The organism is Pandoraea sp. E26, from assembly GCF_000681415.1.
GTDB classification, from domain to species: Bacteria; Pseudomonadota; Gammaproteobacteria; order Burkholderiales; family Burkholderiaceae; genus Pandoraea; species Pandoraea pnomenusa.
In genome coordinates this window covers 48,827-68,425 of record NZ_AYXJ01000009.1, presented here as the reverse complement: position 1 = coordinate 68,425, position 19,599 = coordinate 48,827, and the positions used below count along the sequence as shown (strand labels likewise).

Genomic DNA, 19,599 nt, shown 5'->3' with positions numbered 1-19,599 from the left:
TCGCCCCGACATTGCGCGAATTTGTCCCATGTCATGGTACGTCGGCACCGACTGCCTATATTGGACTGAGCCGGCGCACCCGCTCCAGGGTGCGCCAACCCTCGCTTGCGGAGTCAGACATGAACGACATTCGTCAAAATGATCCACACGATCGCCAGACGCTCATCAACGATGCCGACGCCCTTCTGGCGGACGTGAAGGCGTTCCTCAAGGACCTTGCCGAGCACGACGAGGCCGGGGTCGCCGAACGTCCCGCATTCGGCGCACGTCTGCGCGAGCTCAATTCGCACCTTGACTCGCTGCGTCACACGAGCCGCGAAACCGCCGCCCGGCTTGCCAGGACGACCGACGGTTACGTTCACGAACATCCGTGGAAGAGCGTGGCCGCGGCAGCTTCCATCGCGGCGCTCGCAGGTGTGGCCGGTGCGATGACGATTCCCATGATCGCGCGACGCCAACACAAGGCGGCGTCGGAGGACGTGCGGCTTTGACGCGCCCACCGGCGTGGTCGCGACCCGGGTCGGCCCGACATGAAAAGCATCCCGGCGCCGGAGATATGCCGCGTCCTACTGAATCAGCGCTACCTGGCGCCGGGCGAGACGACTCATGACGACGTCTTTCGTCGAGTCGCGCACGCGCTTGCGGCGCCGGAACGCGTCGATCAGCGCGCTCGCTGCACACGTCGGATCTACGCGAACCTGATTCGGGGCGCCATCGGCGCCGGGCGAATCATGGCCAACGCCGGCACCCGGAAAGACGCCACGATGGTGAACTGCTTCGTGCATCCGATCGTGGCGCCCGGAGTACGCGTCGCGTCGCCTGAAAGCGTGTCGCTTGCGCTGACGCAGGCATGTCGTACGCTACGCATGGGCGGCGGCGTGGGGTACGATTTCTCGGCGATTGCGCCGGTGGGTGCCCGGACACACGCAGCGGGCACCGGGATCGGCGGCGTGTGTGCCGTCATCGAGCGCTTCGACGTCGCCTGCCGGTCGCTGCCATTGCCGGACACGCGAGGCGGCGCCCAGATGGCGGTGTTGCGTTGCGATCACCCGGACCTCGAGGACTTCGTGAGCGCAAAGCGCGGTCGTCGGCGTTGGGCAACGTTCAATGTCTCCGTGGCCGTCACCGACGATTTCATGACGGCCGTCGAATGCGACACCGCGTGGCCGTTGCGCCATGCTGCGCCACCCGACGCGCAACGGCTCGCAAACGGCGCCCGGCTTCTGGCCGACGGGGACTGGTGCTACACGAGCGTGCCCGCGAGACGGCTCTGGCAACGGATCGTCGAGGCGGCGCGCGACAGCGCTGAGCCGGGGCTGCTATTCATCGACACGATTCGTCGCGCCAACGACCTTGCCGATATCGAATCCATCGACGCGACAAATCCGTGCGGCGAACAGCCGCTTCCGTCCTGGGGAAGCTGTGTGCTCGGGCCAATCGACCTCGCGCGCCGGGTCCGTCGTCCTTTCGCGATCGGCGGCTCGCCGGCGTTCGATTTCGTCGAGCTGGGCCGCCTCGTCCATACGCAGGTCAGGATGCTGGACAACGCGATCGACATCACGAAATGGCCGCTGCAAGCCCACGAGGTCGAAGCCAGGAGCAAGCGCCGGATCGGCGTCGGAGTGACGGCGCTGGGCGATACCCTCACGATGATGGGGCTGCGGTACGACTCGCAGGCCGCACGGGAACTGGCGAGCGCAATTGGGCGGTGCTTGCGCGACAATGCCTATGCCGCGTCGGCGGCATTGGCGGCGGAGCGGGGGGCCTATCCGTTGTTTCGCGTCGAGCGCAGCCTGTCGCCCGGTCATTTCGCGTCGGCGCTGCCCGAAGCGGTGCGCGATCTCATCGCCCGGCACGGATTGCGCAACAGCCATCTGCTGTCGTTCGCACCGACCGGCAGTGTCAGCCTGGCATTCTGCGGCAACTGTTCCAGCGGGATCGAACCGGCTTTCGACTGGGCGTACCGGCGCCGGTTGCGCCTCTCGAACGACCCCCAAGTTCTGCCGCGCGATTACCTTCTCGAGAATCGCGCCTATCGCATTTTCCGTGAATTGCGGGGCGATCGCGTCGCCTTGCCTGAAAGCTTCGCGACGGCCGCGCAGATTGACGGCCTCGACCATCTGCGGATGCTCGCCGCCCTGCAACCGTTCGTGGACGGCGGCATTTCCAAGACGGTGCCGTTGGCGCCCAATGCGTCGGCGGAGCAGGTCGCGGCGCTGTTCCGGCACGCATGGCGGGCAGGGCTGAAGGGCGTGACGGTCTTCCGTCTGGAAACCGCCGACGCCGTGATGCACACGCTGACACCGTCGCACGAACGCCCGATCTGTGATTGCGGACAATAGCGCCTGCCGTCACGTTGGCAATGCGCCCCGGTGCGCGCGACGGAATAGCGTCGGAAAGTCAGGCGCCAGAACGTCAGGCTCCGCGAATCGCGCCAGACGCGAGTACCGGCCCCGTCGGAAGGCCCGTCGGAGAGCCGCCCGGCGGCTCCTGGGAGACAGCGAGTACGGCCTTGTCGTCCATTTGCGCAAGAATCTCCGCCGGTATCGGCATCGACGCCGGTTGATTCGAGGGGAAGACACCCAGTGCGATCGGCTTGCCGTTGTGCGGAATCAGCCAGAGCTCGGTCGTGTGTCCCGCAGCGACGACTGGCGTCTCGATCGGCACGACGACCATGTTGCTGCGGCGGAGATCGACCGTCGCCGTCCACTGCGTCACACCATCCTGTCGCGCCATGGCCGCCACCATGTAGGTGCCGGTCGTCGCGACGTGCTGCGTGGGCGGAAAGATCAGCGAACTCATGTTGACGGCGACCAGCGCCAGGACGGCGGCACTGGCGGCCAATCCGACCCAGCGCCACAGCCTGACGCTGTCCCACAACGAAACGCGCCTCTCCGGGGCGTCGGGCGCGGCCACATCGAAATTCAAATCGCGCTGAATGCGCTGCCAGACGCGCGCCGTCGGCTCGACCGGCGCCACGTCCTCGGCCAGGCACGCGAGGCGATCCTGCCATTGCGCCAATGCACGTTGCAGACGCGGATCCGCATTGGCGGCTTGTTCGAGCGCTCGCCGTTCGGACGCGTCGAGCACGCCGAGCGCATATTCGGCGCAGCGCAGATCATCGTCGTGGTTGATGGGGCTATTCATTGTTCAAGACACCGCTTCAGTTGCAACAGGCTGCGACGTATCCAGCTCTTCATCGTCCCTTCCGGAACGTCGAGACGGGCGGCCAGCTCGCTGTAGCTCGATCCGCCGAAGAAGGCCTCGCGCACGGCGGCGCGCGGTTGCCGGTCGAGTCGTTGCAGGCATTCCTCGAGAAGTCGCCGTTGCTCGCTGGCCTCGGCCAGCGCTGCCGGCGTCGGGTCCTCGGATGGCGGGTCGGGATCCTCGGCGTCATCGAGGTGTGTCTCCCGCGTCTCCCGCAGCCGATCGATCGTTCGGTTACGGGCGAGCGCGGTGAGCCAGGTCATGGCGTTGCCTCGCCCGTCATCGAAGGCGTGCGCCCGACGCCACACGCTCACGAAAACATCCTGAAGCAGATCTTCCGCCTCGGCCCGATCCCGCACCATTCTCACGATGACGCCGAATAGCCGCGAGGCGGTCAGTCGGTAAAGCTCGGCAAATGCCGTGCGATCTTCCTGGGCCACCGCCAGCAACAGCTGGTTGAGGAATTCGCGGCGCGCGGTCATGGCAACGCTGTCGCCGGCCGGTACGGAGCCCGAGGCGATGGTGTGGCCGGAATCCTTTGAAATATCGTTCATGCGGACGCGGTGGTGTCTCGGTTCGGGGCTGGGACGCTCCGCGCAATATATCACCTCGGCTGCGCGGCGGCGCGCAGGCATCGGGGAGCCAGGGCATGCTTGCGTCATGGTGTGGATCCGTGGCATCGGTGCCGCCTGCTGGCGCTGAGCCGGTCGTTGGCGACGTTGCGACGTTGTTCCTTGATGTCGATCTTCAAAGGCACCTCGTGTCGGGCGATCCGCGGGAGTCCACACGCGACGCTCCCAGGGTCTGTCCGAGCCATACGAGGGCGGGGAGGAAGACCGCCCATCCGCACGCCAGCAATGCATAGGCCTGCGCTTCCTTCACGAATCGAACCGCCCCCAGCATCGCCCCCGCCCTGAATGACAGGGCACCTCCCACCGCGCCAAGCAGCATCGAGAGCAGGGGATATGGGCGCAGCCACCCGAGCAACGTACCGACCTGCAGCGCGAATAGCGCCCATAGCCCGGCCATCCAATACGGAGCGCCCCACGCCAGAATCCAGCCGTTCGGATACACGAGAACGCCCGTCGCCTGCACGAAGGATTCCCACGTCCAGCCAAGCACGGTCACGACAAGCACGAACCGCGCCTCGCGGGTGGGAAATGGCGCGAGACGCAAATGGCCCGCCGCGAGGAGCGCCACCGCGCAACACCCCACCCAGCCAACGCCACGCGCCGCACTCGACACGCAGACCAGCCACCCCAGTTGCCCGAGAATGAAATAGCACCACCTCTTGCGTGAGGACACCACGCGCGTTGTGGACAAATGCGTCGACGCCATCATTCACGACCCTCCACCAAGCAACCGCTCGCGCAGCGATGGAGCACGGGTGCGGGGGTCGAGCCAGATACCGAAGAACGCGCGGGCGAACGCCTCGTCGTCGACTTGAGCCGTGGCCACGCCGTTGGCATAAAATCGCGCACCCCGCCCGGGCAGGTAAACGCCGCACAGTTCGTCGCCTCGCGATACGTCGCCGAAGGCCCGCTTCATGTCGTTGCGCCAGGCTTGCACCGTCGCGCTCGGCAGCGGCTGCGTTGCCAGCCGCTCGATCTCCGAGATGCCTGTCGCGACCATCTTTTCGGCGCTCACGCTGCGCTCATAGTTGAGCACCAGCGCGAAAGGCGCGTCGGGAGAGAACCGGGGCCGCGCCGACCAGAGTTCCGCCTTGTAGAGGCAGAACCCCAGGACGCAAAACTCCCCCGTGCCCACGCGTGTCGTCGCAGCGATGTCGCCACGACAACCGATGGCCGAGGCCACCGGGACATGGGCGCCGGCGAGCAGCAGCGCGATCAGGCTGGCGTGGAGTGCGCGGGCGGCCATGTCACGCCCCTCGCGTGAGCAGGAACTGATTGACGTCGATGCGCCCCTCGTCGAACGCGGCCTCGCAATACTTCAGGTAAAGGCGCCAGGTGCGGATGAACGCCTCGTCGAATCCTTGCGCACGGACATCCTCGATTCGCGACGAAAAGGCCGCGTGCCAGTGATTGAGCGTACGCGCATAGTCCATTCCGAATTTCAACGTCTCGCTGGCCTGCAACCCGCAACCGCGCGCCGCCGCGACAAAACGCGACACGCTCGGCAACATGCCGCCCGGAAAGATGAACTCTCGAATGAAGTCGCTGGAACCGCGGTAGGCATCGAACGCCGCGTCGGCAATCGTGATCGTCTGAATCAACGCCCGTCCTGCTGGACGAAGGCGCTCCGCGAGAGCGTTGAAGTACCGCGTCCAGTAGGCTTGCCCGACCGCCTCGAACATTTCGATCGACACCACGGCATCGAACTGTCCCTGAACGTCGCGGTAGTCCGTGAGCGAGACCGTTGCCATGTTCGCCAGGCCGGCGTCGGCGATACGCGATCGCGCGAGGGCCAGCTGCTCGTGCGACAGGGTGATGCCGTGGACCGAAATGCCCTGGCGTGCCGCATGCAGGGCAAAGCCGCCCCAGCCGCAACCAATCTCGAGCACCCGGTCGCCGGGGCGCAGGCCGAGCGTGTCGACGATGCGCTGGTACTTGGCGCGCTGCGCGTCGGCAAGCGAGCGCTGCGCATCCCCTTCGAACAATGCGCTCGAATAGGTCCAGGTCGAATCGAGCCACAAGCCGTAGAACCGGTTGCCGAGGTCGTAGTGGGCATGAATGTTGCGCCGGCTGCCGGCGCGTGAATTCCGGCGCAGGGCGTGCCGCAGGCGGAACCAGATCCGGCTCAGACGCGACCCGACGATGGACCTGTCGATCGACGAATGATTGCGTAGCGCCAGACGAAGCAATGCGGCAATGTCGGGCGTATCGATCCACCCGGCAATATAGGCCTCTGCAAAACCAATGTCGCCTGCGCGCATGATTTGCCGGCAGGCTCGCCAGTCGTGGATCTGAAGCGTGGCGCCGGGCGCCTCGCTGGATTTTCCGAAAACCTGTATCGATCCGTCGGGGGCGACGAGCGTCAGATGCCCGACGCGAATCCGCTGCAACAGGGCGCAGAAAACGCGGGCGCCAAGGGGAATGTCAGTGTGCGGCGAGAGAAGTCGAAGCAGCGTCATGGTCTGATCTCCTGATCGGATGGCGTGGCAGACGGTGACAATTCGCGCACGCGTCCCGCCCCGTGTGTTGGCGTGTCGACAAGCGGGCCCGACGGCGACTTCCCATGGAACGGCACTCGCTTGAGCGATAACCGCAGCGCCTGCCAATGAATTCGAAACATGACGTTCAGTGCATTGAACGGCGCGCGCACCACGGCGTTGAGCATTCCGGCGCCCGTGAACGGCTCGGCACGCATGCCGATGGCGGTTCGCAGGAGCCACTTGTCGTCCACGCGGTAATCGATGCCTACCGACCATGACCGGCCATGCCGATTGACGCGAAAGACATACTCGCCTTCGACCTTGCAGAACGGCGAGACGTGAAATACCTTGCGGCATTCCAGCGCGACGTCGCCGCGGATGGCGGCCGCGCCGGGCGCGCACAAAAGGTAGCCGTGATGCTGGCCGAATGTGTTGTTCACGTCGGCATAGATCGCGCGCAGCTCGCCATCTTTGTCGTGGCAATACCAGAAACTGACCGGGTTGAAGGCATAACCCGCGATACGGGGAATGGTTTGCAGCCAGATGGCACCGTCGGCGGGTATTGCGGCTTCGGCAAGTCGCTCACGCATCCAGGCATCGAGCGGGCGGCCGTCCCTCGGGCCATAGTCGGACGACCGCAGGCTCAAAATGCGGCGTCGATCCACCGCGAACCACCAACTCGACAAGGCATCCATGCGCGCAACGTCGCATGAGACCTGGAACAACGGGTACGTGAACCTGTGCCGCACGGGGGACAGACGCTCGTGCATTACGCGGCCTCGGAGCAGCCAGGCGGCCGGGGCATCGATCGGATCGTTCTGATTCATAGCGAGGCCCATGACGGGAGTACATCGAAATCCCGTGCCACACGCAGTGCGGATTTGAGGCCGTCCTCGTGAAATCCGTAGCCGGTCCAGGCGCCCGCGAACCAGGTCCGTCGACGACCCTGCAACGCCGGAAGGTGCGACTGGGCGTCGACTGCCGCGAGATCGAGCAGCGGATGCTCGTAAGCGTAGCGGCCGAGCACCGTGCAAGGCGCAGGCTCGCGCACCGGGTTGAGCGTCACGACGACGGGTGTGCTGAAGGGCAGGGCCTGTAGCTGGTTGATCAGGTAACTCACGCAGACCGGATGATCGGAAGCGGTCGTCCGGGTCGCGTGGCTCACGTAATTCCAGGCCGACCACACGCGCTTGCGCCGGGGGAGCAGTGTCGGATCGGTGTGGAGGACCGCAATGTTCGGTTGATAGCGCACGGCGCCGAGCACCCGGCGCTCCGTTGGGCATGCGTCTCCAAGCAACTGCAAGCTGGTTGGGGCATGGCTGGCCATCACCACCGCGTCGAAGCGCTCCGCCTGAGCGTTGCCGAACCGAACCATCACCCCGTCGGCGTCGCGCTCGACCTGCCTCACCGGGCTTCCGAGTCGAACGTCGTCGAGCGTGGCGCAGATGCGCCTGACATACTCGCGCCCGCCACCCGCGACCGTACGCCACTGCGGCCGATCCCGGATCTGCAAAAGGGCATGGTTCAGGCAGAACCGCAGGAATGTCACGGCAGGAAACCGCAGAATGTCGGCGGCTCGGCTCGACCAGATCGCCGCCGCCATCGGCAGCAGGTAATGCTGCTGGAACGGCTGGCCATAACCGTGCGCGAGCAACAGCTCCCCGACCGACTGCCGCTCGCGCGAGGCGCTCTCCAGATGCCGTTCGGCCGACGCGTTGAACCGCAGGATGTCGCGCAGCATGCCGAGAAAGCTGGGCGAGCACAGATTCCTGCGTTGCGCGAAAACGGTGTTCAGGTTGGTCCCCGCCCATTCGAGCGCGCCGCCGCCGACGGACACCGAGAACGACATGTCGCTGGCGATGGAGCGCACGCCCAATTCGTCGAACAGGGCGATGAGGTTCGGGTAAGTGCGCTCGTTGAACACGAGGAAACCCGTGTCGACGGGCGCGCGCATTCCGTCGAGTTCGACGTCGACGGTGTTCGTGTGTCCGCCCGCGTATTGCCCGGCCTCGAATACCGTTACCCGGTACTTTCGTGCGAGGAAATACGCGCTTGCCATGCCCGCGATGCCGGCGCCGATCACCGCGATCCGCTTTCCGGGAGGCAGAACGGCCGTCATTGAGCTCATCGCGCGATCTCTCCGTCAGTGTGGGCCGCTCGAACGGCGAAGTCGGCCGTAACGAGGCAGTGGGGGCTTGAAGTCATATACGTGTGCGAGGCCATGTCGGATGCAGAAAAATTTCGGAACCGGGTGTGCTGCGTCGGGTTGCGACGCTCAGTCGTCGCGCCCCGGCGTGGCGAATCCGGGCTGACCGAGCTGTTCCGGCAGTTGCGGCACGCGCCGGAAGCGCGATGTGTCGTAGCCCATGGCCTCGAGTCGGGTCAGCAACGAGCGATACGTCGCATCGTCCATCGTCGGCTCGCGCGAAAATACCCAGCCGAGTGATTTGTCCGGGTAGCCGAGCAGCGTGTAGCGATAATCCGGATCTACGTACAGCGTGAGTTGGGAGACGTAGATCGGCCAGAAAAGTCGTACACGCCAATGGCCGCCACCGCTGCCCGGCACGACACTATCGAGAAACTGGTAATGGCTCTCGGGTTGGTCGAACCCGCCTTTGCGGCCGTAGAAGTGATCGTCGATGCGCCCGTCTTCCCGAAGCACCCATTCGGCGCGGCTCGCGACGAAGCCGCGCTCGGCGAAGTAGGGAATGTTGGCAATGACGTACCAGCGCCCCATGTAACGGGGCAGATCGACCGATGCCACCTTGAGAGGAACATCGGCGAGCGGATTCGGGTTGGGAGGTGCGCCGGAGCAACTGGTCAGCGTGGCACACGCCAGCACGGCGCCGGCCACCCAGACTCCGCACATCGATTGCGACGCGGCACGCTGCATGCGCGGTGCCAGAGCGACGAGCCTGCCCGCAAGCCGGCGAAGGGTCGTGTAATGTCCGGTCATGCCACGTCTCCTGCGTTCGCGCCGCGCTTTTCGAACAGGTAATGCCCCACACCCCACTGTTGGCCCCCCGCGTAGCCGAACAACTCCGCAACGGCCATGTAGAACATGCGCCAGCGCTGAAACTGAAGCCGCGCCTGCGTCCCATAGTTCGCCTCGAGGATCGGCAGCGTCGTTTCTCTGGACGCATCGAGCGCTTCCAGCCAATCGTTGGCCGTGCGCGCGTAGTGCCTCCCGTCCACCCACCAGCGCTCGGCGATGCGCAGGTCGTCCTGGAAGTGCAGCAGCAGATCGGCGCTTGGCATGGTGCCGCCAGTGAAGAAGTGGCGCGACATCCAGTCGGAGCCGTCACGGTCCTGGAAGTGATAGGCCAGATGGCGATGAGCGAAGATGTGCACGAAAAGCATTCCCCGATCGTTCAGCCAGTGGGCGATCTTCTTCATCAACGCACCGTAGTTCTTCATGTGCTCGAACATCTCGATCGACAGGACCCGGTCGAACTGCGCGGGGACGTCGTCCGAAAAGTCGAAGTCGGCCACATTGCCGGTCACGATCCGAAGGTTGCGCAAGCCCCGCTTGGCGGCAGTTGCCTCGATGAAACGGCGTTGACCATGGGAGTTGGACAGCCCGACGATCTGCGACCCCGGGTAGCGCTCGGCCAGCCAGAGCGCGAGCGAACCCCATCCGCAGCCGAGGTCGAGAATGCGCTGGCCGTCGGCAAGCTGAGCGCGCTCGGCATAGCGGGCCAACATCGCCTGCTCGGCCTGCTCCAGTGTCGTCGCCTCACACTCGTAGTAGCAGCACGAATACTTCATCGCAGGTCCCAGGTGAGCGAGGAAGAACTCGCTCGGCACCTCGTAATGCTGGGCATTGGCTTCCTGGGACGCGATCGCGATGGGGCTAGAGCGCAGTTCCTTCACGAGGTCGGCCAGCGCCGACATGCCACGCTCGACGTCGTGCGCGTGCTCCTGCTTCAGCCGTTGGCGCATCAGCTGACGCATGCCGGCGCGCAACAGCGCGTCGGGCACCACACCCAGCTCGCAAAGCCGAATGAGTCCCGATTCTTCGGTCGGGTCGGCGCTGGCCGAGGGCGGCCGTGTAAGGGAGACAGTCATAGTGTCGAACTCCATGTGTGCGCGACGTCCGTCATGACGATCGCGTCTGACGAGAGGATTTCGGGGGCCAGGGAACCAGCGAGCTGGTGGTTTGCATGTACTCCCGGTATGCCGGGCGCGTGGCCATGAGGTGCGCCTCCAGCAGCGGGATTCCCGACACTTTCAGCAGCAGCCATGCCATGAGCAGCGGGGGAATGAGCGTTGTCCAGCCCCACGGCATCGAGATCGAGAGCGCGGCATAGCTGCACCAATGCAGGCACTCGAAGAAATAGTTGGGGTGGCGCGAATAACGCCACCACCCCTTGCGACAGACCTGTGCGCGATGCGCGGGATCGCTCACGAAGTCGCGCAACTGGCGATCGGCGCTCGCTTCTCCGATGATCGCCCCCACCCAGACGACGACGGCGACGATCAGGTTCAGCGGCGACGCCGCCTGCACGCTGAACGCCGGAACGAAGAACGCGACGGCGAGCAGCATCGCCACCACACCCTGGAACTGGAAGAACCAGAACATGTTGCGATCGGCCGCCGCCCCCCATCGCTCGCGAAAGACCCGGTAGCGCGCATCTTCCGGCTTGCCCCAGTTGCGGCGCCAAAGATGCAGGGCCAGACGTGCGCCCCACAGCCCGCCGGCCACGCCGACGAACGTTCGGTTGAGCGCGTGTCCGGTGCCTTGCGCCGCCACGAACATCGCCGCCAAAGCGAGTGCGGCAGCCCAGACGGGGTCGACCAGGCCGGCGTTTTTCGTGCGTTTTTGGAGGAGCCACGCCAACGCGAAGGCGAAGATCATTCCGCAGAAGGTCACTACCGCAGTCGATAGCATGGGAGATGTGTCCGGCAATTGAGTGTCGTTGCGACGTATACGTAGATCGGCAGCTTTCGGATGCACGCTCGATAAAGAAATTTTTTGAGGGCGATCGGCGAAGAATGTGCTCGGTGGGTGCATCCGAAAGTCGGTGTCATCCGTATCTGTGATGGCTTCCACATCGGAGAAGCGCCATCAATCGGGTGAACGAATGAAGACAATCAAGTCAGCCGGATTTCTCGCAGTACTCCTGTCTGTCGGGGCCGCTGCCGGCCTCCAGGCGGTCACGGCCACAGCCGCCATGGATGCGAAGGAGCCAACGGTCATGGTGGGCGGTGCGGCCATGTACCCGTCGAAGAACATCGTCCAGAACGCCGTCAACTCGAAGGATCACACGACGCTGGTTGCGGCCGTGAAGGCGGCGGGACTCGTGGACACCCTCTCGGGTCCAGGTCCTTTTACGGTCTTTGCGCCGACAAACGAGGCCTTCGCGGCACTTCCGGCAGGGACGGTCGACGGACTGCTCAAGCCGGAAAGCAAGCCAACTCTCGTCAAGGTGCTGACCTACCACGTCGTGCCGGGCCGCCTCTCGGCCCAGGATCTGATGAAAGCGGTAAGCGATGGCGGCGGCAAGGCGATGCTGAAGACGGTCGAAGGCGATTCGCTCACGGTGATGCAACAGGGCGACCATCTGACCGTGACCGACGACAAGGGCGATACCGCACGCGTGACAATTGGCGACGTCATGCAATCGAACGGCGTGATCCACGTCGTCGACAAGGTATTGCTGCCGTAACGACATGTGACGAAGTGGCGCACGTTGAGTGCGCCGCTTCCAGCCGCCGCGCGATGAGGTGCTTCATCGCGCGCATCCGACCGGCGGGGAAATGGACCGGCGTTCCCTGCTGAATACTTCACCATGCGCATGGCAAAACTTCATTTCTCCAGCATTCTTTCAGCCCTGTCCGCGTGCGCGACACTTTGCGCCTGCGCGCCGATCAACATGGTCAACGCGCTCACGCCAAGCAAGACCTACCATGCCGTCACCGATGTGGCCTATGGCGATTCGGAGCGGCAACGGCTCGATGTCTATGTGCCCACGCGAGCCGAGGCAGACGTCGGGGGTATGCCGGTCGTCGTGTTCTTCTATGGCGGCAGTTGGCAAAACGGCGACCGTGCGGAGTACCGCTTCGTCGGTGAGGCCTTAGCGTCGCAGGGCTTTCTGGCGATTCTGCCCGACTACCGGACGTATCCCGAGGTCACGTTTCCGGCGTTCATGGACGATGCGGCAAGCGCGGTGCGATGGGCCGCCGATCACGCCAGGGATTTCGGCGGCGATCCGGGGCGACTGTTTCTGATGGGGCATTCAGCAGGGGCGCAAATCGCGACCTTGCTGGCAACCGACGAACGATACCTGCTCGGCGCCGGCCTCACGACATGCGCGGTCTCGGGTGTAGTTGGGCTGGCCGGCCCTTACGATTTCCTGCCGCTGCAAAGCGCGGCGCTTCGCCGGGTCTTCCCGGCGCCCGTGCGTGACGCGAGCCAGCCGATCCGGTTCGTCACGGGACGGGAGCCGCCGATGTTTCTGGGGGTGGGGGACGCTGACCGCATTGTCGAGCCGGGAAACACCACTCGATTCGGGCAGCGGTTGCGAGAGATGCGGGCCAAGGTCGAGATTCGGCACTACGACCTTGGTCACGCGTTGATGCTGGGTGCGATCAGCGCGCCGCTGCGCCGATTCTTCCCGGTGCTGAGCGACATCGCCGCGTTCGTGAACGGAAATTCACAGCGCGCAACCCGTGTGGCCTGCACGCAGACGGACCGGGTCGCCGCTGGCCAGATGTCGCCCCGGTGAAGCGTTGCCGCCTGCGCGACCCTTGCTGCCCGGTGTCATGCCGGGGCCCGATGTCGACGACAACGCTCGGAGCAGTACTTCACGTCGTCCCATGTCCTTGCCCATCGTTTTCGCCACACGAACGGACGGCCGCACGTCTGGCAGACCTTGCTTGGCAGAAAAGGCTTGCGATGCATATCACTGCGCAGGGTCGGTGCGATTGTGGCTCACCCAGATCAGCGACGCCGTATCGACGCCCAGCGCCCGCGCGCGCGCCACGATCTGCTTCAGCTGTGCGTCGTCGAGATGCTTCTCCCGGGCCAGGATCCAGCAGTAACCGGTGTCGGGTCCGAGCACCAGCGCCCATCGATAGTCGGGATCGAGGGCGGCGACATGATAACCACCGTAAAACGGCCCGAAGAACGATACCTTCAACGAGGCGACATCAGGCGCGCCAGTGAAGCGGGCCTTGCCGATCGCCTCCTTCCAGCGTCCGCTTGCCGGATCGAATCCGCGATTCTGCACCTTGACCGTGCCGTCCGGCTCACGCGTGTACGTTGCTGAGACGTCGGTCATGCCACGCTCGAACGAATGGTCCAGTCGTGCCAATTCATACCAGCGGCCCTCGTAGCGCCCGATATCGAAAGGCGATACGGGAACGACACCCGGCGGCGGCTTTGTGCTCGCGCAGGCGGACAGGAAAATCAGCGCAAACGAGATCAGACCCAACAGCGGCAAGCGCAATGATGCCTTGGTGCGAATGTTGTCTCTCATGGCGTACCTCAAAGCGTTGATGAAAAGAAAACGTTCGGAATCGGTCCGGAATCGGCAGGATGCACAGCCCATGGTATCGGCATGATCCATCCCTTGCGACCTACATGCGCAGGGAGGGCTCAGTCCTCGGACATGTGGCGTGGAGCGGCCGCCGGCACCGACCAGCCCTCTTGCTCGACAACCGCGGCCAGCGCGTCTTCGAACAGCGCCACGGCACGGTTGGCGGCATCGCCCAGATGCTGGTGGAGCAGGGCGTCGGCGGCGGAGCGCGACACGCATTCGTCGCTGTAGCGCTCGAAGGCGGCGATCTGCATCACCAACTCGACCAGGTGCTTCGGACATTCGCAAGCGATCGTCGTCGACTGTTGCGCCAGTCGGGTCAGGGTGGCTTCATCGAACCGGCGCGGCGACCTTGACCAGAGCCGTTCCCGACTCGAGCCGACGCCATCCTTGTGCGCCATCGACTGCACGAAATCGAAAAGTACGTCGTGGGCATGGAGCAGGGCATCGGACGTGCGCGCGAGCTGCATGCCTTCAAGGCGCGCAAGATCGACGGCACGCCGCGTGCCGAATGCGTAGACGACAAGCACGTGATCGCAATGCGCCCGACGCGCCGCCGCGACGACGGACATCACCGTGTCTTCGTGCAGCGCCTCGACCCGCACGACCATGCCGCGAGGCGTGCCGCTCGAATCTTCGGCGACAGGAATCTCTTCGGCTTGATGAAATGCCTGATGCGTGACGCCCTCGGGCAACTCGATCGAGACGCCTTCGCCAAAGCCCACGATGAAGAGATTGGCGCCGTGCGACGCGTCCACCGAAGCGGCGGCCACGGCGGCGCCACTCGCCAATCGGCCCAACTGCGCGTTGTCGAGATGCGCGATGGCGCTGATCGCGTGGCCCTTGTCGACCAGCGACTTGATCGTTCTCAGACGGCTCACATCGACGTCGGAATAAAGACGCTGCCCCGAGGCACTCGTGGGCGGCGAAATCACGCCATATCGCTGTTCCCAGATCCGCAACGTGGCGGCCGGCATGTCGACGAGCTTTGCGGCCTCGCCACTTCGATAACGCCGAACTGAATTCACCGTGTCTTCCATCCCGAGCTTGTTGTCATTTCAAAAAATGCACCTTCTCTCAAACCTTAACTCGCGGGCCCGATCGAGTCAATAAATTGACTCATTCAATGTGTCGCCTCACGGCGTGAGTTTGAAATTAGACTCGGCGTCGCGGTCAGCAGTGTTCGAAATGCGCGTGTCACGAGGTTACCGTGCGCTGCGGCAGGTGAACGACGCCCGGAATCGACACCGCGCGATACAGGCATATCGGCGTGCGCGTGCGGATCAGGGATAATGGGGACCGGTCGCGGGTGGATCATCGTTTCGCCGAAGCGATCGCCGTCGCGCGACGTCTTTTTTCCAGAGATTCGTAATGCGTGACATCATCGACGGCTTCCTGCGCTTTCAGCGCGAGGCGTTTCCTCAACGTGCCGAGCTTTTCAAGCAGCTCGCCACGAGTCAAAACCCCAAGGCACTCTTTGTCACCTGCTCGGACAGCCGCGTCGTTCCCGAACTGTTGACGCAGCGTGAGCCGGGTGAGCTGTTCGTCATACGCAACGCAGGCAACATTGTGCCGTCGTACGGTCCTGAGCCCGGTGGGGTTTCCGCTACCGTCGAATATGCGGTCGCGGTGTTGGGCGTGCAGGACATTGTGATTTGCGGTCACTCGGACTGCGGCGCCATGGGCGCCATCTCTCGCTGCACCTGTCTGGACCACATGCCGGCCGTCGCCAACTGGTTGCGTCACGCAGACGCCGCGAAAGCGATCAATGCCGCGCACACGTTCGACGATCCGCGCGCCAAGCTCGACGGTCTGGTGCGCGAGAACGTGATTGCGCAACTGGCAAACCTTCGCACCCATCCGTCGGTGGCGCTCGCGCTGGAGCAGGGGCGCATGACCCTGCACGGTTGGGTCTACGACATTGAAAGCGGCGGCATCGTTGCGCTTGACGGCACCACACGCAAGTTCGTCTCGCTTGCGGATTCACCCAGCACGGTGGCCGTCGCGTCCCGCCGCCCCGACGACAATCCGACAAGGTGAGGCCGAGATTCGGCATCGCGGGACTGCCCTGACTCAGCATCCGCCGAACCCCTCATGCGGCGGGGGCTGGCCCGACGTGAACCTCAGAGGCCGAGATCGGACAGTCCCGGATGATCGTCGGGCCGGCGCCCGAGCGGCCAGTGGAACTTGCGCTCGGACGCCTTGATTGGCAGATCGTTGATGCTGGAATAGCGATTCGACATCAGACCGTCCGGGCCGAACTCCCAATTCTCGTTGCCGTACGAGCGGAACCAGTTGCCGGAATCGTCCCGCCATTCGTACGCGTAGCGCACCGCAATCCGGTTATCGGTGAAGGCCCACAACTCCTTGATCAGGCGATACTCGAGCTCCTTGGCCCATTTGCGTTCGAGGAATGCCTGGGCGTCGGCACGGTTGTTCACGAACTCGGCCCGGTTGCGCCATTTCGTATCGACGCTGTACGCGAGCGCGACCTTGGCGGCGTCGCGGCTGTTCCATCCGTCCTCGGCGAGGCGAACTTTCTGAATTGCGGTTTCAAGCGTGAACGGCGGAAGCGGCGGGCGGGTTTCGTTTGTGGATGACACGATGGGTGACCTCAAAGTTTGGGTTTGGGTTGGGGCACGGCAAGAAGCCGGCACGCTACGCGTGCGGCAGTGTCGGCGGCTTCAGTGCCGCCGAAAACGAGCGCAACCGAAATCGCGCCGTCAATCAGGACAAGCAACTCGTCCGCAAGCGAATCGGGCTCGGGCAAGCCGCTCGCGGCGGTAAGTTCGCGCAGGTAGTCGCGCAAACGCAGTTTGTGCCATTGCGACACCCGCCGGATGCTGTTGGCCGGGTCGCCGATCTCGCCGGCCGCGTTCAGGAACGCGCAGCCGTGGAAGCCCTCGGAGGCGAACCATGCGCGAAGCGCGTCGAAACACGACTGCAGGCGCTCGACGGGATCGTCTCTTGTCGATGTCGCCGCAATGAACCATTGCATCCAGCGCTCGTCACGCCGCAGGAGCGCAGCCTCAACCAATGCCTCCTTGTTCGGATAGTGCCGGTATAGCGTCTTGCGTACCACGCCCGACTCCTTGACGATGGCATCGACGCCCGTCGCGTGGATGCCGCCCGCGTAGACCAGGCGCTCCGTCGTGTCGAGGAGCGCGAGTTGAGCCGGAGAGAGATCGGCGGCTTGGCTGGAGGAAGTCATCACGCAACAGGGAGAATGATCGTTCCCCAGAGTGTAGAACGATCATTCTCCCGAGTCAACGCGATTTTCACTGGGCGCTGTAACAGCGCCGGAAGCGCCGCGGGACGAACAGCACGGCTGCGGCTAATCCATGTCCGGGGAGCGCTTAGCCGTTTGGCGCCGCACGATGCGCAACAATGCTTCGAGGTCCGATCCGTGTTGCGCATTCCTGTAGGCGAGGCCAAATCCGATCCAGAATTCCTTTTCCTTGAGCGGCCTGAAAGTCGCCCCGGCGCGCCGCACTTTGGTCATCGATTTCGGGATGAAACCAATGCCCCGTCCGTTCGCCACCTCGGCCAGCAGCAAGTGATGATCCACGGGTTCCACGAGTCTGCGGCTCGGCGCATGCCCTAGCTTTGCAAAAACTTCCTCGTAATGATCGAAGAATCCGGGATTTGTCCGGCGCTGCGGCCAGAACAGTGTTTGGTCCTTCAACTGCGCGATCGACAGGACTTTGTGCCGCGCGAGCGGATGCCGTGCAGGGATGACCGCGACCAGCGGCTCTTTATGCAACTGTTCAACCACCAGTTCCCCTGTTGCGCTGGGCAGTCCGATCAAGGCCACGTCAAGCGCGCCGCGCTGCAGGCGCCGGATAAGTTCGACGGAAACGCCCGCAACGACAACCAGAGCCCCGTCAGGAACCGCCTTCTTGAAGGCGGGCTCGAGAGAAGGGAAGACCTCCGGATCAAACACCTTCGTGTAACCAATCTTGAGCTGCCGGGACGTGCTCGTGGAATACTGCCGTGCGGTTTCGACCGCCTCCGCGGCTTGACGCAACGTCTTCCTGGCTCCCTTCAGGAAGGCGCGGCCCGCCGGCGTAAGTTGCGCGCCCGCCGAGTCGCGATTGAGCAATGTCACTCCGAGTTCGCTCTCGAGCTGCTTCACCTGACGGCTTAGCGGCGGTTGCGACATGTGCAGTCGCTCAGCCGCGGCGCGGAACGTGCCTTCCTCGGCCACGGCAACGAAGCACTCCAACTGGCGCAGATCGATTCGTATCCTCATGCAGAAAAGGTATCACGAATTTGGTCTTAGCCAATGGCCCCTTGTGCCCATATGCTCGGGGCTACTGAATTCAACAAGGAGCTGATCAGACATGGAAACGCGCAATCGCAGAGATACTTTGCAGAGCACTCCCGCAGCCGGAAAGATGCTGGACGCCGAAGGCATGCCACGGATGAGCGAATCCGAGGCCCAGCCAGACTTGGCGACTCTCTTTAGTGCATGCGCTGGCGAAACCCGTGCAGAACGTTATTCCCGAGGTACCGAGGTACTCAAGCGGATCGGTGGCGCGGGCTACGATATCCCGATCCACCGTCTGGCGCAGGTCGCCCCGGATTTGGCACGATTCACGGTTGAATTTGCCTATGGAGACATCCTCTCGCGGCCCGGGCTGGATCTGAGCCTTCGCCAGGTCGCCACCGTTGCCGCATTGATGACCAATGGCAGCGTGCAGCCACAGCTGAAATATCACATGACCGGCTTCCTCAATGTTGGCGGCGAGCCGGCGGAACTGGTCGAAATGCTTTTCCTGGCGATCGCAATTCTGGGTTTTCCGGTCGCGATCAATGCGGTGGGCATCGTTCGCGAGATTTTTCGAGAGCGCGGTCTTGTTTTCGATCCGCCGGACCCGGCGTCCGACGATGGCGCAGCACGATACCAGCGGGGCCTCGAGGTGCTCGACGAACTGATGGCCAATCCCGAGGCGTACATGGAAGCGCTGCAAGGCACTTCACCTGAGCTCGCCCGCTGGTCGGTCGAGTTTGCGTTCGGTGAGATATTCGGCCGCAAGGGACTCGATCCAAAGACAAGACAGATCGCGATCGTCTCGATGCTCGGCGCCGCGGGCAATCGCGATGATCTGTTGCGCCTTCATATCGAAGCCGGCGTCAAGGCGGGCCTGTCCCCCACGGAAATCACCGAAGCGCTGATGCAACTGGCGATCTATGCCGGATTCCCCAGCGCGCTCAATGCCTTTGGCATTGCGAACGCCGTCTTCACGAAGACAGACCCACAAGAGCGGGAAGGGGCACGCGGCAGGGTAGGCGGGAATGCCATCGTCTCTGAAACTCGCGCGGCTCGCCATGAACGCGGACTGGCGACACTCGCCAAGACTTCCGCCCAAGCGGGCGCGACCGTGGTCAACAGCTTCAACGACCTGGCTCCGGATATCGGCCGCGCGATCATCGAGCACTCCTACGGCGACATCTTCAGCCGTGCGGGGCTCAACGCGATAACGCGCGAACTTGCCGCATGCTCAGCGCTCGCCGCGGTGGGAAGCAAGGCGACGCAGACGCCGCTGCGGGTCCATGTGAATGCGGCCCTGACTGCGGGCGCGACGCCGGCGGAAATCGTCGAGACGCTGCTAAACGTCCTGCCTTACCGTGGATATCCTGCCGTTGAGGAAAGCATGCGCGTCGTTGGCGAGGAATTCAGAAAGCGCGGCGACAACGGCCAAAAGGCGGCGGCAGAACGGCAATGAAATCCGACGC

At 64.0% G+C, this 19,599-nt stretch carries 22 protein-coding genes; 6 read left to right on the top strand and 16 right to left on the bottom strand.

Features of this window, described 5'->3' with window-relative positions; genetic code table 11:
- The first annotated feature begins 119 nt into the window (after positions 1–119).
- Both W930_RS0105785 and W930_RS0105780 read left to right on the top strand, forming a co-directional pair.
- Positions 120–491 carry a YqjD family protein gene (locus W930_RS0105785; protein ID WP_023596017.1) on the top strand — a complete coding sequence of 124 codons (372 nt, stop codon included), beginning with the start codon at positions 120–122 and terminating at the stop codon, positions 489–491.
- Positions 492–530: 39 nt separating this feature from the next.
- Positions 531–2,342, top strand: a complete 1,812-nt coding sequence (locus tag W930_RS0105780) for an adenosylcobalamin-dependent ribonucleoside-diphosphate reductase (RefSeq protein WP_024788884.1) — start codon at positions 531–533, stop codon at positions 2,340–2,342.
- Positions 2,343–2,415: 73 nt separating this feature from the next.
- On the opposite strand, the gene W930_RS0105775 is transcribed toward W930_RS0105780, so the two are convergent.
- The 10 genes from W930_RS0105775 to W930_RS0105730 all read right to left on the bottom strand — a co-directional run bounded on the left by W930_RS0105775 (position 2,416) and on the right by W930_RS0105730 (position 11,210).
- Positions 2,416–3,147, bottom strand: a complete 732-nt coding sequence (locus W930_RS0105775; RefSeq protein WP_023596019.1) for an anti-sigma factor domain-containing protein — start codon at positions 3,145–3,147, stop codon at positions 2,416–2,418.
- Positions 3,144–3,761 (bottom strand): sigma-70 family RNA polymerase sigma factor, encoded by a 618-nt coding sequence (locus W930_RS0105770; protein ID WP_023596020.1) that lies wholly within the window; start codon positions 3,759–3,761, stop codon positions 3,144–3,146. Before W930_RS0105770 ends, W930_RS0105775 begins: the two co-directional genes overlap by 4 nt.
- A gap of 193 nt (positions 3,762–3,954) precedes the next feature.
- Positions 3,955–4,548, bottom strand: coding sequence for a DUF2878 domain-containing protein (locus tag W930_RS26250; RefSeq protein ID WP_023874327.1), 594 nt, complete (start codon positions 4,546–4,548; stop codon positions 3,955–3,957).
- On the bottom strand, positions 4,549–5,085 hold the full coding sequence (locus tag W930_RS0105760) for a chalcone isomerase family protein (protein ID WP_023596022.1): 537 nt from the start codon (positions 5,083–5,085) through the stop codon (positions 4,549–4,551).
- Between the two features lies 1 nt (position 5,086).
- Positions 5,087–6,298, bottom strand: coding sequence for a cyclopropane-fatty-acyl-phospholipid synthase family protein (locus W930_RS0105755; RefSeq protein WP_023596023.1), 1,212 nt, complete (start codon positions 6,296–6,298; stop codon positions 5,087–5,089).
- Complete coding sequence (locus W930_RS0105750; RefSeq protein WP_023874325.1) at positions 6,295–7,146, bottom strand: DUF1365 domain-containing protein; 852 nt, start codon at positions 7,144–7,146, stop codon at positions 6,295–6,297. The genes W930_RS0105755 and W930_RS0105750 overlap by 4 nt, the downstream gene beginning before the upstream one ends.
- Entirely contained in the window at positions 7,143–8,447 is a 1,305-nt protein-coding gene (locus W930_RS0105745; RefSeq protein ID WP_023874324.1) for an NAD(P)/FAD-dependent oxidoreductase, read from the bottom strand. The genes W930_RS0105750 and W930_RS0105745 overlap by 4 nt, the downstream gene beginning before the upstream one ends.
- Positions 8,448–8,594: 147 nt before the next feature.
- Complete coding sequence (locus tag W930_RS0105740) at positions 8,595–9,188, bottom strand: lipocalin family protein (RefSeq protein WP_048806643.1); 594 nt, start codon at positions 9,186–9,188, stop codon at positions 8,595–8,597.
- An 83-nt stretch (positions 9,189–9,271) separates the two neighbouring features.
- Complete coding sequence (locus W930_RS0105735) at positions 9,272–10,387, bottom strand: cyclopropane-fatty-acyl-phospholipid synthase family protein (RefSeq protein WP_023874321.1); 1,116 nt, start codon at positions 10,385–10,387, stop codon at positions 9,272–9,274.
- 31 nt (positions 10,388–10,418) lie between these two features.
- Positions 10,419–11,210: a DUF1295 domain-containing protein gene (locus tag W930_RS0105730; protein WP_023874320.1), complete on the bottom strand. Its 792-nt coding sequence runs from the start codon at positions 11,208–11,210 to the stop codon at positions 10,419–10,421.
- 193 nt (positions 11,211–11,403) lie between these two features.
- Between W930_RS0105730 and W930_RS0105725 the strand changes: the two genes are divergently transcribed.
- Both W930_RS0105725 and W930_RS26245 read left to right on the top strand, forming a co-directional pair.
- Positions 11,404–11,988, top strand: a complete 585-nt coding sequence (locus tag W930_RS0105725; RefSeq protein ID WP_023596029.1) for a fasciclin domain-containing protein — start codon at positions 11,404–11,406, stop codon at positions 11,986–11,988.
- A 129-nt stretch (positions 11,989–12,117) separates the two neighbouring features.
- Positions 12,118–13,047 carry an alpha/beta hydrolase gene (locus tag W930_RS26245; protein WP_023874319.1) on the top strand — a complete coding sequence of 310 codons (930 nt, stop codon included), beginning with the start codon at positions 12,118–12,120 and terminating at the stop codon, positions 13,045–13,047.
- Positions 13,048–13,082: 35 nt separating this feature from the next.
- Here W930_RS26245 and W930_RS29485 read toward each other — a convergent pair whose 3' ends face one another.
- From W930_RS29485 to W930_RS0105710, 3 genes are all read right to left on the bottom strand, one after another.
- Positions 13,083–13,223 (bottom strand): DUF2256 domain-containing protein, encoded by a 141-nt coding sequence (locus tag W930_RS29485; protein WP_072619102.1) that lies wholly within the window; start codon positions 13,221–13,223, stop codon positions 13,083–13,085.
- A 1-nt stretch (position 13,224) separates the two neighbouring features.
- Positions 13,225–13,800 (bottom strand): lipocalin family protein, encoded by a 576-nt coding sequence (locus tag W930_RS0105715; RefSeq protein WP_023874318.1) that lies wholly within the window; start codon positions 13,798–13,800, stop codon positions 13,225–13,227.
- A 119-nt stretch (positions 13,801–13,919) separates the two neighbouring features.
- Entirely contained in the window at positions 13,920–14,888 is a 969-nt protein-coding gene (locus tag W930_RS0105710) for a MerR family transcriptional regulator (protein WP_158516333.1), read from the bottom strand.
- Between the two features lie 343 nt (positions 14,889–15,231).
- Between W930_RS0105710 and W930_RS0105705 the strand changes: the two genes are divergently transcribed.
- Positions 15,232–15,900 (top strand): carbonic anhydrase, encoded by a 669-nt coding sequence (locus W930_RS0105705; RefSeq protein WP_023874316.1) that lies wholly within the window; start codon positions 15,232–15,234, stop codon positions 15,898–15,900.
- Between the two features lie 83 nt (positions 15,901–15,983).
- Here the strand turns inward: W930_RS0105705 and W930_RS0105700 are convergent, their stop codons facing one another.
- The 3 genes from W930_RS0105700 to W930_RS0105690 form a co-directional block, all read right to left on the bottom strand.
- Positions 15,984–16,463 carry a nuclear transport factor 2 family protein gene (locus tag W930_RS0105700; protein WP_023874315.1) on the bottom strand — a complete coding sequence of 160 codons (480 nt, stop codon included), beginning with the start codon at positions 16,461–16,463 and terminating at the stop codon, positions 15,984–15,986.
- Between the two features lie 11 nt (positions 16,464–16,474).
- Positions 16,475–17,071, bottom strand: a complete 597-nt coding sequence (locus tag W930_RS0105695) for a TetR/AcrR family transcriptional regulator (protein WP_023874314.1) — start codon at positions 17,069–17,071, stop codon at positions 16,475–16,477.
- 123 nt (positions 17,072–17,194) lie between these two features.
- Positions 17,195–18,112: a LysR family transcriptional regulator gene (locus tag W930_RS0105690; protein ID WP_023874313.1), complete on the bottom strand. Its 918-nt coding sequence runs from the start codon at positions 18,110–18,112 to the stop codon at positions 17,195–17,197.
- Positions 18,113–18,203: 91 nt separating this feature from the next.
- On the opposite strand from W930_RS0105690, the gene W930_RS26240 reads away from it, so the two are divergent.
- Positions 18,204–19,589: a carboxymuconolactone decarboxylase family protein gene (locus W930_RS26240; RefSeq protein ID WP_072619101.1), complete on the top strand. Its 1,386-nt coding sequence runs from the start codon at positions 18,204–18,206 to the stop codon at positions 19,587–19,589.
- The last annotated feature ends 10 nt before the right edge of the window (positions 19,590–19,599 follow it).

Excerpts from the sequence above, each read along its gene's own strand:
- W930_RS0105785 (WP_023596017.1), top strand. The coding sequence starts at position 120 with ATGAACGACATTCGTCAAAATGATCCACACGATCGCCAGACGCTCATC.
- W930_RS0105780 (WP_024788884.1), top strand. The coding sequence starts at position 531 with ATGAAAAGCATCCCGGCGCCGGAGATATGCCGCGTCCTACTGAATCAG.
- W930_RS0105775 (WP_023596019.1), bottom strand. The coding sequence starts at position 3,147 with ATGAATAGCCCCATCAACCACGACGATGATCTGCGCTGCGCCGAATAT.
- W930_RS0105770 (WP_023596020.1), bottom strand. The coding sequence starts at position 3,761 with ATGAACGATATTTCAAAGGATTCCGGCCACACCATCGCCTCGGGCTCC.
- W930_RS26250 (WP_023874327.1), bottom strand. The coding sequence starts at position 4,548 with ATGATGGCGTCGACGCATTTGTCCACAACGCGCGTGGTGTCCTCACGC.
- W930_RS0105760 (WP_023596022.1), bottom strand. The coding sequence starts at position 5,085 with ATGGCCGCCCGCGCACTCCACGCCAGCCTGATCGCGCTGCTGCTCGCC.
- W930_RS0105755 (WP_023596023.1), bottom strand. The coding sequence starts at position 6,298 with ATGACGCTGCTTCGACTTCTCTCGCCGCACACTGACATTCCCCTTGGC.
- W930_RS0105750 (WP_023874325.1), bottom strand. The coding sequence starts at position 7,146 with ATGAATCAGAACGATCCGATCGATGCCCCGGCCGCCTGGCTGCTCCGA.
- W930_RS0105745 (WP_023874324.1), bottom strand. The coding sequence starts at position 8,447 with ATGAGCTCAATGACGGCCGTTCTGCCTCCCGGAAAGCGGATCGCGGTG.
- W930_RS0105740 (WP_048806643.1), bottom strand. The coding sequence starts at position 9,188 with ATGTGCGGAGTCTGGGTGGCCGGCGCCGTGCTGGCGTGTGCCACGCTG.
- W930_RS0105735 (WP_023874321.1), bottom strand. The coding sequence starts at position 10,387 with ATGACTGTCTCCCTTACACGGCCGCCCTCGGCCAGCGCCGACCCGACC.
- W930_RS0105730 (WP_023874320.1), bottom strand. The coding sequence starts at position 11,210 with ATGCTATCGACTGCGGTAGTGACCTTCTGCGGAATGATCTTCGCCTTC.
- W930_RS0105725 (WP_023596029.1), top strand. The coding sequence starts at position 11,404 with ATGAAGACAATCAAGTCAGCCGGATTTCTCGCAGTACTCCTGTCTGTC.
- W930_RS26245 (WP_023874319.1), top strand. The coding sequence starts at position 12,118 with ATGGCAAAACTTCATTTCTCCAGCATTCTTTCAGCCCTGTCCGCGTGC.
- W930_RS29485 (WP_072619102.1), bottom strand. The coding sequence starts at position 13,223 with ATGCATCGCAAGCCTTTTCTGCCAAGCAAGGTCTGCCAGACGTGCGGC.
- W930_RS0105715 (WP_023874318.1), bottom strand. The coding sequence starts at position 13,800 with ATGAGAGACAACATTCGCACCAAGGCATCATTGCGCTTGCCGCTGTTG.
- W930_RS0105705 (WP_023874316.1), top strand. The coding sequence starts at position 15,232 with ATGCGTGACATCATCGACGGCTTCCTGCGCTTTCAGCGCGAGGCGTTT.
- W930_RS0105695 (WP_023874314.1), bottom strand. The coding sequence starts at position 17,071 with ATGACTTCCTCCAGCCAAGCCGCCGATCTCTCTCCGGCTCAACTCGCG.
- W930_RS0105690 (WP_023874313.1), bottom strand. The coding sequence starts at position 18,112 with ATGAGGATACGAATCGATCTGCGCCAGTTGGAGTGCTTCGTTGCCGTG.
- W930_RS26240 (WP_072619101.1), top strand. The coding sequence starts at position 18,204 with ATGGAAACGCGCAATCGCAGAGATACTTTGCAGAGCACTCCCGCAGCC.